Origin of the sequence: Gordonia sp. McavH-238-E (assembly GCF_022348225.1) — a bacterium.
GTDB classification, from domain to species: Bacteria; Actinomycetota; Actinomycetes; order Mycobacteriales; family Mycobacteriaceae; genus Gordonia; species Gordonia terrae.
In genome coordinates, this window is the sequence record NZ_JAKRFE010000007.1 from 266,328 (window position 1) to 280,767 (window position 14,440).

Sequence of the window (14,440 nt, forward strand, 5' to 3'; positions counted from 1 at the left end):
CCTCAGGGAGCAGCGGTTGCCGTACGCGCTTCGGCCTCCCCCCGATCACGTGCCTCGGGCGGCGGTGCCGCACGATTCACCACCCAGGTGGCGCCGCATGCCATCACGAGCCCGAGAGCCGTTGCCCAGCCGAAGGGTTCGCCGTACATCGCGGTGCCCCAGACAGCGGTGACAGGCGGCATGAGGAACATGAGCGTGTTCACCGATGTGACGCCGGATCGTCGTAGGAGCACCCAGTACAACCCGTAGCCGCCGAAGGTGGACAGCACCGTCAGCCAGACGATGGCCAACCAGAAGGCGCCGTCTGCCGGCGGCATCGCCACTCCCGCGAGAAGCCCTGCCACGGTGAAGATCACCGCGGACGCTCCGCAGTGGATCGCCAAGACGACGACAGGCGAGGGTGAGTCGTCGACGCGCCGCTCGAGGAAGGTGGCCGCGACGAGGGCGGCCATCCCCAGCAGCGGAACCAGGTATGCCCACCAGGGCGCACCTGCCGACGATGCCGCGTCCGACCAGGTGACCACGACGACGCCGGCCGCTCCCACGAGCAGTCCCCACCACTGGCGTCGATGGGTGACCGCCCCGAGCAGCGGCCCAGCCATCGCGGCGACGACGAGCGGCTGGACGCCGTCGATCAGTGCCGTCGTGCCGGTGCTGACGCCCAGCGCGATCGCCCAGTACACGGTGACGGTGTAACCCGCTTGCGAGAGGGCCCCGATCACGAGCTGAGAACCGAGCCACCTCGCCGACATAGTCGCCAGACCACGCCGCCGCCACAGGACGTACACGACACCCCCGAGCACGACCGCCACAACCAGGAAGCGCCACATGAGCACGGTGAGCACCGATGCCGCCCCGGCGCCGAGTTTCGCTCCGATGAATCCAGACGACCAGCAGATGACGAACACCGCCGACATCGCAAACGTCGCCCAACGCGCGGGTATACCGATCTGTGAAGTCTGCATGTTCGCCGACCTTACCGATCGGTGTAGTCTTTGTCATGTGCCCACTCATCACGAGGCCGCACCGGCGACCGTGGACTGGACGCCGAAGGCCCGCCTCATCCTGGACGCGGCCTCCGCGCTGTTCTACGAGCGCGGAATCCATGCGGTCGGCGTCGACTCCATCGCGGAGGCGGCAGGCGTCACCAAGCGCACGCTCTACGACCGTTTCGGCTCCAAGGAACAGTTGGTGGTCGAGTACCTACGTGCCCGCAACGCCACCTGGCAGGAATTCCTCCGCTCCCGGCTCGACGCGGCCGACGCGACTCCGGGCGCGCAACTCTCCGCGGTCTTCGACGCCACGCGGGACTGGTCGGCCGACCGAGGCCACAAGGGGTGCGCGATGATCAACGCGCACGCCGAGATCAGCGATCCCGACCATCCGGCCTATCCGATCATCGTCGGGCAGAAGTACGAGCTACGGGATCTGCTCCGCTCGATCGCGGCGGATGCCGGTGTCTCCGACGGGAACACACTGGCGCAACGGTTGTTCATCTTGCACGAGGGCGCGCTGGTGACCGCCGGCATGGGCGTCGAACCCGATGCACTCGACGCCGCTCGGGACGTCGCGCTCGAGATGCTCGCGTCGCAGCAGCCGAATTGACGAACTCTTAGCGCCAGGATCTGTTCCCCGACACCGTTTCACGGAGTAGATCTGATCCGGTGACCTTGTTCGACATGCTGCCCTCACTGAAAGGTGTCACCGTGACCAGAACGTTCGAGACGACAACGTGGGGAACAACGCTGCACGCGTCGGGCACGGATGTCGTCGCCGGCGATCTCTCGCTCCGCGCAGAATCCCTGCACCGCAAGATCGCGTTCTACCTCGACACCGAGGGCCAACCGGTCTGCCAGTCCCTGTGCCCGACCTCGGTGTGGTTCCCCACCCTTGTCACCCGGATCACGTCCGCGGTTGCCGCACACGGTCGCGTCGTCGTCCAGGTCGACGCCGCTCTCCCCCTGCACTCCGCGGTGCTCGACGTCGCTTTCCCCGGCACGCACCTCGCGGGCGCCACCATGGCCGACCTCACCGTGGTCGACCTTTCCCGCCATCGTCGCACCCTGCACGCCGAGGTTCCCGCGCATCTCACGGTCACCGGCACCATCGCCCTGGCGCTGTCACCGGTGGTCGCGCCGCGGACATCGGCCTCGAGAAGCGTCGCCCGGACCGTCACCGCCTGACCCGATCGAATCCGGCACGATATCCACTCGGCAAAGGCGTGCCGACGCGGCCGGGAAGGCCCATAATCGCCTGATGCAACCGGAAACGGTCTCACGGTTCCTGCCCGGGCTGGGAGTGCTCCGCGGTTACGAGAAGTCGTGGCTGAAGGGCGACATCGTCGCCGGTATCGTGCTGACGGCGTTGCTGATCCCCGCGGGTATGGGATACGCCGAAGTCGCCGGGTTGCCGCCGGTCACCGGGCTCTACGCCACGGTGATACCGCTGCTCGTGTACGCCGCCGTCGGACCGTCCCGCATCCTGGTCCTCGGCCCCGACTCGTCGCTCGCACCGATCATCGCGGCGTCGATCATCCCGCTCGCGGCGTTCGACGAAGAACGGATCGCGCTCGCCGGCGTACTGGCCATCGAGGTCGGCCTGGTCCTGCTGATCGGCGGGTTGCTCCGGCTCGGCTTCGTCACCGATCTCCTGTCCAAGCCGATCCGTATCGGTTACCTCAACGGAATCGCACTCGTCGTCGTGCTCAGCCAACTGCCGAAGCTGTTGGGGTTCAGCGTCGACGGCGATTCCGTCATCCAGGAGGCGGTCAACATCGTCAAGGGTGTCGCGTCCGGTGAGGCCGAACTGCTCCCCTCGGCCATCGGCATCGCATGCCTCGTCCTGATCTTCGCGCTCAAGTTCTGGCGCAAGGCCATTCCCGGTGTCCTCGTCGCGGTGGTGGCCTCGATCGTCGCAGTGGCGGTGTTCGGATGGTCCGACGATCTGCCGGTCGTCGGCGCCATGCCCCGCGGGTTCCCGTCACCGTCGTTGGAAGGCGTGACCGTCGACGACGTCATCAGCCTCATCGGCCCAGCTGTCGGTATCGCACTGATCGCCTTCGCCGACACGAGTGTGCTGTCCCGGACCTTTGCTGCCCGAGCCGGCGACCAGGTCAACGGCAGCCAGGAGATGGCGGCCATCGGCACCGCCAACATCGTTACCGGGTTCCTGAGCGGGTTCGCGATCTCGGCGTCGTCGTCCCGGACCCCGGTGGCCGAACAGGCCGGGGCCAAATCGCAACTCGCCGCGGTCGTCGGGGCGCTCCTGATCGTCGTGTTCATCTTCGTCGCACCGGGAGTCACCGCCTACCTGCCGTCGGCAGCGCTGGCCGCCGTCGTGATCGCCGCGGCAATCTCGCTGATCGACATCTCCGGCGTGTTGGCGCTGTTCCGCGCCAACTGGGTCGAGGGCGCGCTGTCGATCGCCGCGTTCCTCGGTGTTGCGCTGATCGGTGTCCTGCAAGGCATCCTGGTGGCGATCGGCCTGTCGTTCATCGCCTTCGTGAATCTCGCGTGGCGTCCGTACCGGACGGAGCTGGGGCGGGTTCCGGGACTACGCGGCTACCACGATGTGACCCGCCATCCCGACGCCGAACGCATCGACGGTGTGCTCATCATCCGGTTCGACGCACCACTCTTCTTCGCCAACGGCGGCATGTTCGACGACTACGTCCGCGGTAAGGTCCGCGAGGCGAGAACAGCGGGCCGACAACTGCACACCGTGATCATCGCGGCCGAACCCATCGTCGACATCGATGCCACCGCGGTCGACGAACTCGTCGAACTGGACGACTATCTGCGCACCCACGCCATCACACTCGTCTTCGCCGAGATGAAAGACCCGGTGCGAGAACAACTGCAGCGTTACGACCTCCGCGTCGACGGTTCCCCCAGGTTCGACGACTCGCATTTCGCACCCACGACCGGCGCGAAGATCGACGAGATCACCGGGCGGTTCCGTGGCGACATCGAGCCGTCCGACGGACGGGCCTGACACCCGGACACCGGACGCCAACGCCCACACCAACGCTCACCGCGCGAACATCACCGGCCCGAGGAATTCGCAGACCGTCAGTGCCAGAGCGAGATCCAGGCGATCGCGGTCCGCCGGGACCTCGGCGAGTGCTTTGCCGACCCGGTACTTCACCGTGTTGCGATGGAGGTTGAGCCGCTCGGCGGTGTGGAGGTGGCTCTCTTTGGTGGCGAAGTACACAGACAGGGTCTCCCGCAACATGTTCGCGGTCGAGGTGTCCTCGGCGAGCCCGCCCAGGACCTCCCGGACCCAGGCCCGCGTCGACTCGAGATCCCGTGCCAGCAGGGACACCACGGCCACACCCCGGTCTCCGAATCCGATCACCCGATCCGCCGTACCACCCGGCATGGTCGCCACCGAGTAGGCGGCGCGCGCCTGCTCGTGGGTTCGCCGGAATCCTCGCGCCCCGGATGCAGGCAGTCCCACCGCGACTCGGATCCCCGCCGGCACGGTCGAGCGGACGGTGACCACGGAGGAGTCGTCGGTGATGTCCCGCCCGACCAAGGGAATCCAGGCCCAGACCGTCGAACGGTCGATCGCGGTGACGATCGGTGGTGCGCCTCCGCCCAGTCGGGTACCGAGTTCGCGGGCCGCGTGGGTGAGCGTCACCAGTTCGCGCGGTTCATCGTCGGAGGACCAGAGGATGAGCGCGACGTGCCGCCGGTCCAGTGGATAACCGGTCTCGGACTCGAAGGCCCGCTCATCGGGTTCGGCGCTGTCGAGGAACGAGTGGATGGCCGCTGATTGCACGTTGCCCTCGACCCCGAGCCACCGCCGGCGTTCATCTTCGTACGCCTCGAACACGTACAGGGAGATCCAATCGATGTAACCGGACAGCACATCGGAGATGTGCCGGGTCAACGCCATCGACTGACCCGCGTCGAGATCGAGATCCTCGACCAATCGATAACATTGGCGCATCACGCTGTTCTGCCCGAGATGGTAGGCCCGGACGAGCGAGTTCGAGGGCACGTCCCGTTGCGCCAGTCGCAACGCGTATTCCACCGCGGCGGTGGTCGGTTGCAGGTGCTCGATCGGGATGTCGTTCGCCAGGACGTGGATGATCGTGGAGACGTTGCCGTGCACGCTCGCCTCGAGCAACTCCACCAGCTTGGGGTCGGTGTCGAGCTGATCGATCTCCCGGGCCATCATCGCACTCAACTCGGAGACGATGTCGGACACGTTCTCCTGCAACGTCTTCGCGATCACGGCCGCCTGCTCGAGCAGTTCGGAACCGGCTGCCGCGGGAACTCCGGCGAGCCGGTCGCGCGCGGCGTCTCCCGCTGTCCACAGCGCACGGGACGATCGCGAGGCGGTCATCGTGTCGACCGTGCGTACCGTAATGCCGACTCGGCGGCATGGTACCCACACAACCCGTGGATACCAGCACCTGGCGGGCTGGCCTGGGAGCAGATGTACACACCCGGTACTCCGATCGCGTACGGATCGAGCGCCGCACGGGGCCGTAGGACCATCTGCAACCCGTCGTTCGCTCCGCCGATGATGTCGCCGCCGGCGAAGTTGGCGTTCGAGGCATGGAGTTGTTCGGTACCAGTGCTCGCGGTCGCGACGATCCGGTCACGGAATCCGGGGGCGAATCTCTCGATCTGCGCGACGATCTGCTCGGTGGCATCCCCGTCGAAGCCTCGAGGGACGTGCGCGTAGGCGTAGATCGGATTGATGCCGCCCGCACTGCGACCGGGATCGGCGATGTACTGCTGACCGAGCAGGACGAACGGCCGTGTGACCATCACACCGGCCGCTCGCTGTCGCTCGGTGTGGGCGATCTCGTCGAAACTCCCACCGAGGTGCACTGTCCCGGCTCGCAGGCAATCCGGATTCGACCACGGGATGTCCCCGTCGATCGCGAAGTCGACCTTGTACGCCGACGACCCGATCCGGTGACGCCGGTACGAGCGTCGGATTCGAGCCGGCATCTCGTCGCCGAAGATCGAGAGGACCTGCGCCGGGGACAAGTCCAGCAACGTGATGTCCGCCGGCGGCAGGTCGGCACGCGAGCTCACCCGGACACCGGTCTCGATCTTGCCGCCCGAATCCCGTAGTGCGCCGACGATCGCCGCGGTGATCGCCCCTGAACCGCCTTCGGCCACCGGCCATCCGTAACGGTGTCCGCTCGCGGCGATCATCAGCCCGAGCGACGCGGTGAGCGGGCGGTCCAACCGGGAGAACAGGTGTGCCGCGATCCCGCCGTACAGCGCGCGGGCACGCTCGGTGCGAAACCAGCGCGCGATGACGGTGGCAGGCAGGACGGCTCGGGGCCCGAACGACGCCAACCGGATCGGGTGACCGGGCACGTGCATGACCGGACGGAGCAGATCGTCGCCCAGATCGTCGAAATGCCGGGCCAGATCACCGAACATCGCCTGCCAGCGCGATCCGTCGGCGCCCAACCCCGCCGCGGTGGCGCCGACCGAGCGGAACAGCAGCCCGGCCTCACCGGAATCGAGAGGATGTGCGCAGTCGGCGTCGGGCCACTTCCACACCAGCCCGTACCGTTCGAGACCGACCTCCGACCAGAACGGCGAGCCCACACCCAACGGGTGGAAGGCCGAACAATGGTCGTGGATGACACCCGGCACCGTGAGCTCGCCCGACCGGGCCCCGCCACCGACGACCTCGGCCGCCTCGAGGACCTGCACGTCGACACCGTTGCGCGCCAGGTGCAGAGCGGCGGCGAGCCCATTGGGCCCGCCGCCGACCACGACAGCTGTGGTCACTGCGGCGCCTGATCCGTCAGCCGGACCGGCGTCGCGCTGCGATCATCGGAGCGCATCTGCGGTTCATGCACCACTTCAGGATCGGTGACGGCGCGACGAGCGTCAACGTCGAGAGTCCAGTCGACATGGAACGGGATGGGGCCGTTGGGCAGCCACGGCTGCTCATTCACCGCATCCACCACCCGGTAGGTTCCGGTCTCGATGACGCCCAGCGCCGCATCGATCACCTTGAACCGCTGTGTGCCCCGGTGGATCGGCTGGGACTCGATCCAGGCCACCGTGAACTCGCCCGGCGCGAAACCGCACCGCTTCTGCAGCGCCGCGATGAGCCGTTCGTCGTGGAGATGCCCGTCACCGAAGTTGAAGGCCACCAGCGAGTTACACGAGAACTCCGCCTCCCTCAGCGTGTAGGAGTCGATGTCGGTGCCGAGATGACGGATCATCAGCGAGTACAGCGCACGCCCCTGGCTGTGCATCGAACGCCAGGCCAGCAGTTGGTGCATCACGACATCGGCCACGTCGGCCGGGTACGACGCGAGGAGCTGGGTGCGGGTGTTCTTCGCGGGCCGCACGATGTGCTGGTCGAGCTTCTCCTCGGCACCAGGCGCGAAAGCCCAGGTGGCCGACGCCCAGTTCCCCGCATACTGGCGCATCGACGGGAGGAACGAGACCAGATCGGGACGGAGGTTGCCGAGCACGGGGAAGAAGCAGAGCGCGGCGGCGATCAGCACCATCGCCCACGGCATCGACGTGTCGGTCAGCGCATAGCCGTCCCAGGCCGGGAATCCGAGGAACAGGAACACCGCGGCATAGGCGAAGAGCAGGTTCCATTCGAGCGGAACGGCCAGTGGGAACGTCGACAGGATGAAGAAGTGGAAGCACACCATGAGGACGACCGCCGCCACGGTGAGCGACTTGCTCGTCGAGAACAGCAAGACCAGTGGGGTGACGACCTCGACGATGGTGCCCAGGACGTGCCCGACGCCGCCGGCCAGCCTCGACGGCCGCATGTCCTCGGGGAAGTTGCGATAGTGCGCCCGCTTGATCTTCTTGCTCGGCAGCCACGGGGTGTTCGACAGCATCGGTGGGATCACCATCGAGAAGTGATGTCCCAGCTTGGAGATCCCGGCGCCGACCCAGACCGACACGATGAGCAGTTTGAGCGCGAGGATCATGTCGACGAAGGGCAGGAAGCCGAAGAAGATCATCGCCGGGAGGTACTGCTCGGAGCGAGCGGCGATGAAGATGACCTTGTCACGCAGGCCGATCACGACGAACAACGCGATGAGCGGGTACATCAGGACGGGGTTCACCAGTCCCTGATTGTCGGCCACCACCGAGTCCAGCGAGTTCGACACGATACCCGGGAGTGCTATCGCAACAGCAAGATTCGCGAGGATGAGCGCGTAGACCGCGATGTCGAACGCGGTGCGGGAGTCACCCTTGGTGAGGGGCACCTTGCCGGGCCATGGTGGGAGCCGGATCGTCTGTGGCCGCAGCCAGTACAGGAAGCCACCGGTCATCGGTTTGAAATGTCCGGCCAGCGGCCCCCACGACCCTCCGATGCCCAGGACCTCCACCAGCACGGTCCACAAGACCAGTTTCTGATAGACGATCGGTTGATTCCACCACTCGGTCACATGCAGCGGGTTCAGTCCGGATGTCAGCGTCGCGAGCACGATCCCGACGCCTCCGTAGAAGACGAAGACCTTCATCAGATAGATCAGATGGACCATCTTCGGTGTCCCGAAACCGTGGTCGGCCCAATGTGCTCCCAGCACGCGAATCCGGTCGAAGAACGGCCGCTGGAGAAATGTCTCCGGGTCCACCTGGGGGAAGTCTGGTTGGGTGAGTCCCATTGGTGCGCACTCCTTGTCTTGTTCTGTGTGTCGGTTGTGTGATGCGGGTCGGGCATTCCCGGTCTCGGCGCGCCGGCCACCGACCCGGCGCCCAGCGCGGGCGTCGAGGTCGGGTCGACGTGAGGATCAGATGGGCTGCGGACTTCGGAGACCGGATCGCAGCGCCGGTTTGTCGATCTTTCCCACCGGATTTCGCGGGAGTTGGTCGACGACCTGGATGATGCTCGGCTGCTTGACCTTTGCCAATCGACCGGCGAGGTGAGCAGCCAGCGTCTCGGCGTCCACCGCGCGGCCCGGGTATGCGACGACGAATGCGACCGGCAACTCGCCGTAGAGCTCGTCCGGCGCGCCCACCACCGCGCACTCGAGCACGTCCGGGTGGGTCGCGAGGGCGTTCTCGATCTCCTTGGGATAGATGTTCTCCCCGCCCCGGATGATCATGTCCTTGATGCGGTCGACCAGGGTGAGGTATCCGTCCTCGTCGAGCCGGCCCACATCCCCGGTGTGCAGTCGGCCGTCGACGATGGTCGACGCGGTGGCTTCCGGCCGGTTCAGGTAGCCGCGCATGACATTCGGCCCACTGATGACGACTTCACCGATCTCACCGGTGGGCACCTCCGTGCCCTGTTCGTCGACGACGGAGATCCGCTGGCCCGGTAGCGCGGGGCCCACCGTCCCGAGTTTGCGTACTCCGACGACCGGATTGCAGGCCGACGCACAGGTGCCCTCGGTCAGGCCGTAGCCCTCGACGACAGGTATCCCGAAAGCGCCCTCGACCCGGTCGAGGAGTTCCCTCGATATCGGGGCGGCGCCGCAGACCGCGAACCGGAGTGACCCGATGGCCTCGCTTGTCAGTCCGTCCTGCGACACCAGTAGCGCGTAGATTGTCGGCACGGCGGAGAAGTATGTCGGGGTGAGGCGTGCGACATCATCGAAGAACCTTGACGGCGAGAACTTTCCGGTGATGCTCAGCTGTCCGCCCGCGAGCATCGGCGCCAGGAAGCTCACGCAGATGGCGTTGACGTGGAACAGGGGCAGCACCAAGAGGGCGTGGTCGGCCTCGGTGAGACCGAAGTGCGTGACCATCGTCGACGCCATGTAGTGCAGATTGCCGTGCGACAACCGGACACCTTTGGGCCTGCCGGTGGAGCCGGAGGTGTAGATGAGCAGTGCGTCGTCGTCGGCGGACGGCGATTCTGAGCCCCGCCAGTCCGCGCTCGGCCCCGTCGCCAGCTCATCCACGTCGAACCGGGCAAGTCCGGACCCTAGTTCCGCTGTGCGGGTGCCGATGACGACCCGTGCTCGCGAATCCGTCAGCTGGTACTCGGCTTCCGCGGGGGTGAATGCCGGATTGACCGGAGTGGCAACCGCACCGATCCGCCATGCCGCCATCAGCGTGACCAGCAGTTCGATCCGGTTGGGCAGAAAGGTGGCCACGACGTCCCCGCGTCGAACGCCACCCCGGCTGAGTTGTTCGGCGACACCCTCGACGCGCCGCGCGAAACCGGCGTAGTCCAGGGCGACCTCGTCATCGCGAACACACGGGGTGTCGGCGCGGTGGGTCAGATCCCATGCGAAGTACGTGCTGGTCAACGGGCTTGCCTCCGAATTCGTAGTGATCGATGTGATCCAGAACACTATGAAAGCGAGAGGCGAACGGGAACGGTCGCGGAGGCCAGACTTCCTCCTGACCTTTGTGCTCGGGGGACAATACGATGGTGGACGAGAACGCACCACCCATGACCGCGCATGCCGGCGGACTCTTGGCGTCGGAACGGACGCCGGGCGACAGGCAGGCGCTCGACGCGGTCGCCGCCTTCGACGCCGGACTGTCCGGCCAGGAGCGGCGGGTGCTGACCGAGCGGGTCTACGCCGCCCACCCTCGAACACAGTCAGAGGTCGCCGAGATCCTCGGACTGTCCCGCGAGCGGATCACCCAGATCGATCGCTCCCTCCGAGCCCGTCTGGCCTCGTTGATAGACGCGGATCCGGTTCTCTCCGAGCTGTCGGCGATGATCGACCGGCGGGCCGCGCCGATCGCGGACGCCACTGCGCTCACCGGCGACTCGACGCTCGCCGGGTCACCGGTGGGCGACCTCGAGGCCCCGTGCTGGCGAGTGGTGGCCGCGGCGTCGGGTCTGCGCACGAGCGAGAACTGGATCATCCGGGGCGGCCTCCGCGCGGTCGCCGAGTTCACGAAGTCAGCCGTCGCGGCGGCGGCACGCCCCGGCGAGGTGCCTCCGGTTGCCGCCATCGCCGACCACCTCGGCCTGCCCGATGATTCGGCCGCACGGTGGTTGCGGCGGGCGGGATACGAAGTGCTCGACGGCCACGCGATCGCCACCCGCTCGACGACGGGGGAGATCGTCGTCGCGACGCTCGCGATACACGGCGCGCCGTTGACATTCGACGAGATCGTGAACGCGACATCGTCGATCCCGCGTGCCCACAACAGTATTCGAAACGCCCTCGCATCGGACGCACGTATCGTCAAGACCGACCGCACCCGCTATGGCCTCGTCGAGTGGGGCCTCCCACGATACGAACCGGTCCATCTGCAGATCGATGCGATTCTCTCCGACCGCGACGGCGCCGCGCCTCTCGACGACGTCATCGCGACGATCCGCGGCCGTCACGACGTCAGCGAGGCCACCATCCGTGCGTACGCCGGGGCCGGCGAGTTCCAGACCCGCGGCGGCATTGTCACCCGGCGCGAACGAACACATCGGCCCCGCCGGACGCCTGGACGGACACGCGGCCTGTACCGCGAGAACGACGTCGTGCACTGGGCGACCACGATCACTCCGGCGCAGTGTCGCGGAACAGGATTCAACATTCCCAGCGCCCTCGCCGGCGTCCTCGGCATCGGCCCCGGCACACCGGTCGCCCTCGAGACCGGGCTGGGGTCACAGACTTTCACGTGGGCGTCGGTTCAGGCACGAACGGGTTCGATCAAACGGTTCATCGACGCACTCGAACTCACGGCCGGTTCGGCGGTCTTTCTCGACTTCGGGCCGAGCACCTTCGCCGTTCGACGGGCCGAGCACTCCAGCACGTCACCCGGCAACTCCATCCTGACCCGGATCGGGCGTCGCCCGGAACGCGTCACCAGGTCCCGGCTCACCCGGATACTCGCGGAATCATTGTGGTTACCCGACGATTCCACCCTCGACGACATCCTCGGCCTCCTCGCCCGGCGTCGTGAGACCGACCTCGCCGACCGGGTCTCCGCCGCGCTGGGCTGAGGTATCGGGCGCATCGGTCACGGAGCGACGGGGGCACCCCACTCGGGCAGCCCGAAGGGCGCGTCGACCGCCACACATGCGCGGGCAGACGCACACGCGAGAATTCGGACCATGGTCTCGCGGGTGCCGAGATCCCCTTCCAGTCGGACACGGGCACCTCGCCGCACACCGCCGTCGTCCTCGGCCATCCACTCCGCCTCGGCCACGAGGCGGCGAGCACTGTCGACAGACCCGGCATCGAGGTCGGTGACGAGGCCACCCTCCTCGCGGATCGGAGCAGCCCCTCCGAGAGCGACGAGTACGAAATCACCGGCAACCCGGTACAGCACCCGGGATCGAGTCGGCGGCACAACGGCTTCGATGAAGTCCTCGACCTCGACGCACTGGTCGATGTGGGCGAAGACGAAACCGACATCCTGAGTGCCGACCGCATTGCAGCGTGGGCCGAGGACGATCGGGACCGTCACGACGTCGGCCTCCAGCAACGAATGCCACGCGAGGACGAACTCCCAACCCGTGTGGATCGCGAGTGCCACCCGGCTCCCGGGAGTGACCCCGCAGAAGACCAGTTGCTCGGCCATCCACTCCACGGACTCATAGAAGCGTTCGAAGTCGATGACGACGTCGCCGGTGTGCACTGCGGGCAATGCACCGTGAATGTCGTGGGCTGCTCCCAGCAGCGAGCACGAAGTCGACGTCCGAGTCACACATCCCCGATGGTCAACGAGTTCGTCTGCGCTGCAGTCGAACCCGACACACAGTGCGTGAACCACAACCCGCGAACGCCGGAGGAGCCCACCGCCTTACAGAGGTTAGGCTACCTTTATTCGAGGGGTGTGTGTCAACCCCTACATAGTTTTTCACTCATCTTCTATTTAGGGTACGTTCACCTACGATCGCCACCCTGCCGCAGCTGACGGGCTCATCCCCCTGCGATGAGTTCTCGACGCAGTGCGACACCCCGTCCGCGGACGGGGAGATGAAACGAGGAGAGCACGAGATGACACAACGAACCTTGCGGGCCGTCGGACTGTCCGCACTCATCGGCGGATCGGTGACTGCCGCGCTGCTCGCCGGCGCCGCGTCGGCGGGCGCAGACGCATTCGTCCGACTTCCGGGCGGCACCGCGAAAGGTGAGGGCATCCAGATCGTCCGGTCCGAGGAGAGCGCCCGGGTCTCGGCGTCGATGGCCGCGAACGGCGTGTCCAGGACCACCTGGGTCAGCGGCCAGATCACCTTGTACGCACCACATCTCAAGCCCGCCAAGGCAGGGCCGAGTGTCGGTGCGGCCGGCGAGACGACACTACCGGGGAGCAACGGAACCGCGACGAACGGCGCCGCCGCCACACTGTCCACCGGTTACATCATCGGATGCCAGGTGAACATCAAGGGCCTCCAGGGCGGGCTGTCCGGCTCGCTGACCCCGACCGCGCCGTCGCTCTCGGGCACCCTGACCGTTCCACTTGCCGCCGGCGACGTCACGTTCGTGGTGCTGAACACCAAGAACATCGAGAAGGCCGGCACCTACCATCTCGGTTACGACGACGCCCAGATCGATGTGCAGAACTGTGGCGGATACGCCCAGGCCCGTGCCTTCACCACGATCGAGACCACCGGCGAGGTGCACCAGAAGGTGAACCTCTACGGCAAGCCGTTCTCCATCGGCTGACCGCGAACCCGTTGACCATGACCAAGACTCGCCGAATCGGAGCTCCCATGACCGTCCCCCAGCGCCCCGCCGCGCGCACCCGGATCATCGCGGCCACAACCGCAATCGCCTGCGCGGCACTGGTGCCCGCGCTGACCGCCGCACCCGCGCAGGCCGACACCGCCGTCCAACTCCCCGGACAGTCCGTCACGAAGAAGTTGAAAGACGGTACGACGGTGACCATCACGCGCAGCAACGAATCCGCGCGGATCAACCCCTCCATGGGCGGTACGCCCCTGCATCGCAATGCATGGGTCTCCGGCAAGTACGTGGTGACCACCTCCGACAAGGCGGCGAAGATCGGCGTCGGCGCGGGTTACATCGTCGGTTGCCAGCTCACCCTCGGCGGCAACTCGAACAGCCGGGCCGGCGCGACCGCACCCGACTTCGACCTCCAGAGCACGACCACGACGGCCGAGACCGGCGCCGGCGTGACCATCGGCCCCGGCCAGGCGGTCAACTACGTCATCAACGACCGTGAATACAAGGACGCGTTCGGTGCAGCCGGACACTCGTCGTCGATCAGCTTCGCCGGCGGCAAGGGCACCCTGGCGTACACCAACGAGACGATGATGGTGAACGGCTGTGCCGGCTACGCACAGGCCCGCTCATACGCCAAGGTGAGCATCACGACCGACAACGTGTCGCAATCGATCGCCGTGTACGGCAAGCCGTTCAGCATGGGCTGATCCGCGGAACCGCGGCCAGAACATCGAAATGGCCCCCCACCCTTGCGAGTGGGGGGCCATTTCTGGCGGTGGCGGAGGGATTTGAACCCTCGGTACGGGGTTACCGCACACAGCATTTCGAGTGCTGCACCTTCGGCCGCTCGGACACGCCACCGCCGAAGACTGTACC

Annotated in this window: 12 protein-coding genes and 1 tRNA gene; 6 read left to right on the top strand and 7 right to left on the bottom strand. The window is 66.7% G+C overall.

From position 1 onward, the window contains the following. Nucleotides 1-2: 2 nt before the first annotated feature. The gene (locus tag MHN80_RS12825; protein WP_239402061.1) at nucleotides 3-965 is read right to left on the bottom strand and encodes a DMT family transporter; all 963 of its coding nucleotides are present in this window, start codon (nucleotides 963-965) and stop codon (nucleotides 3-5) included. 70 nt (nucleotides 966-1,035) lie between these two features. On the opposite strand from MHN80_RS12825, the gene MHN80_RS12830 reads away from it, so the two are divergent. The 3 genes from MHN80_RS12830 (at nucleotide 1,036) to MHN80_RS12840 (ending at nucleotide 3,993) form a co-directional block, all read left to right on the top strand. After that, nucleotides 1,036-1,605: a TetR/AcrR family transcriptional regulator gene (locus MHN80_RS12830; protein ID WP_239402188.1), complete on the top strand. Its 570-nt coding sequence runs from the start codon at nucleotides 1,036-1,038 to the stop codon at nucleotides 1,603-1,605. Nucleotides 1,606-1,706: 101 nt separating this feature from the next. After that, entirely contained in the window at nucleotides 1,707-2,183 is a 477-nt protein-coding gene (locus tag MHN80_RS12835; protein WP_239402063.1) for a hypothetical protein, read from the top strand. A 73-nt stretch (nucleotides 2,184-2,256) separates the two neighbouring features. Continuing rightward, complete coding sequence (locus tag MHN80_RS12840) at nucleotides 2,257-3,993, top strand: SulP family inorganic anion transporter (RefSeq protein ID WP_239402065.1); 1,737 nt, start codon at nucleotides 2,257-2,259, stop codon at nucleotides 3,991-3,993. A gap of 36 nt (nucleotides 3,994-4,029) precedes the next feature. Here MHN80_RS12840 and MHN80_RS12845 read toward each other — a convergent pair whose 3' ends face one another. From MHN80_RS12845 to MHN80_RS12860, 4 genes are all read right to left on the bottom strand, one after another. Beyond that, on the bottom strand, nucleotides 4,030-5,352 hold the full coding sequence (locus MHN80_RS12845; RefSeq protein WP_239402067.1) for a CdaR family transcriptional regulator: 1,323 nt from the start codon (nucleotides 5,350-5,352) through the stop codon (nucleotides 4,030-4,032). Further along, a complete protein-coding gene (locus MHN80_RS12850) occupies nucleotides 5,349-6,770 on the bottom strand; it encodes an NAD(P)/FAD-dependent oxidoreductase (protein WP_239402069.1) in 1,422 nt (473 codons plus the stop codon). The genes MHN80_RS12845 and MHN80_RS12850 overlap by 4 nt, the downstream gene beginning before the upstream one ends. Next, entirely contained in the window at nucleotides 6,767-8,629 is a 1,863-nt protein-coding gene (locus MHN80_RS12855; protein WP_239402071.1) for a DUF3556 domain-containing protein, read from the bottom strand. The genes MHN80_RS12850 and MHN80_RS12855 overlap by 4 nt, the downstream gene beginning before the upstream one ends. Before the next feature lie 126 nt (nucleotides 8,630-8,755). Then, the gene (locus MHN80_RS12860; RefSeq protein WP_239402073.1) at nucleotides 8,756-10,222 is read right to left on the bottom strand and encodes a class I adenylate-forming enzyme family protein; all 1,467 of its coding nucleotides are present in this window, start codon (nucleotides 10,220-10,222) and stop codon (nucleotides 8,756-8,758) included. Between the two features lie 146 nt (nucleotides 10,223-10,368). Here MHN80_RS12860 and MHN80_RS12865 point away from each other — a divergent pair, with 146 nt between their 5' ends. Next, complete coding sequence (locus MHN80_RS12865) at nucleotides 10,369-11,874, top strand: sigma factor-like helix-turn-helix DNA-binding protein (RefSeq protein WP_239402074.1); 1,506 nt, start codon at nucleotides 10,369-10,371, stop codon at nucleotides 11,872-11,874. A gap of 17 nt (nucleotides 11,875-11,891) precedes the next feature. Here the strand turns inward: MHN80_RS12865 and MHN80_RS12870 are convergent, their stop codons facing one another. Continuing rightward, nucleotides 11,892-12,512, bottom strand: a complete 621-nt coding sequence (locus MHN80_RS12870; RefSeq protein WP_239402190.1) for a hypothetical protein — start codon at nucleotides 12,510-12,512, stop codon at nucleotides 11,892-11,894. Between the two features lie 362 nt (nucleotides 12,513-12,874). Here MHN80_RS12870 and MHN80_RS12875 point away from each other — a divergent pair, with 362 nt between their 5' ends. Both MHN80_RS12875 and MHN80_RS12880 read left to right on the top strand, forming a co-directional pair. Beyond that, complete coding sequence (locus MHN80_RS12875; RefSeq protein ID WP_004021785.1) at nucleotides 12,875-13,543, top strand: MspA family porin; 669 nt, start codon at nucleotides 12,875-12,877, stop codon at nucleotides 13,541-13,543. A gap of 47 nt (nucleotides 13,544-13,590) precedes the next feature. Continuing rightward, nucleotides 13,591-14,271 (top strand): MspA family porin, encoded by a 681-nt coding sequence (locus MHN80_RS12880; protein ID WP_239402076.1) that lies wholly within the window; start codon nucleotides 13,591-13,593, stop codon nucleotides 14,269-14,271. 63 nt (nucleotides 14,272-14,334) lie between these two features. On the opposite strand, the gene MHN80_RS12885 is transcribed toward MHN80_RS12880, so the two are convergent. Continuing rightward, nucleotides 14,335-14,425 (bottom strand) — tRNA-Ser (locus MHN80_RS12885). Nucleotides 14,426-14,440: the final 15 nt, after the last annotated feature.

What these genes read in the sequence shown, in the direction of transcription:
- MHN80_RS12840 (WP_239402065.1), top strand. Translation starts at nt 2,257, where the DNA reads ATGCAACCGGAAACGGTCTCACGGTTCCTGCCCGGGCTGGGAGTGCTC.
- MHN80_RS12880 (WP_239402076.1), top strand. Translation starts at nt 13,591, where the DNA reads ATGACCGTCCCCCAGCGCCCCGCCGCGCGCACCCGGATCATCGCGGCC.
- MHN80_RS12825 (WP_239402061.1), bottom strand. Translation starts at nt 965, where the DNA reads ATGCAGACTTCACAGATCGGTATACCCGCGCGTTGGGCGACGTTTGCG.
- MHN80_RS12865 (WP_239402074.1), top strand. Translation starts at nt 10,369, where the DNA reads ATGACCGCGCATGCCGGCGGACTCTTGGCGTCGGAACGGACGCCGGGC.
- MHN80_RS12845 (WP_239402067.1), bottom strand. Translation starts at nt 5,352, where the DNA reads ATGACCGCCTCGCGATCGTCCCGTGCGCTGTGGACAGCGGGAGACGCC.
- MHN80_RS12855 (WP_239402071.1), bottom strand. Translation starts at nt 8,629, where the DNA reads ATGGGACTCACCCAACCAGACTTCCCCCAGGTGGACCCGGAGACATTT.
- MHN80_RS12875 (WP_004021785.1), top strand. Translation starts at nt 12,875, where the DNA reads ATGACACAACGAACCTTGCGGGCCGTCGGACTGTCCGCACTCATCGGC.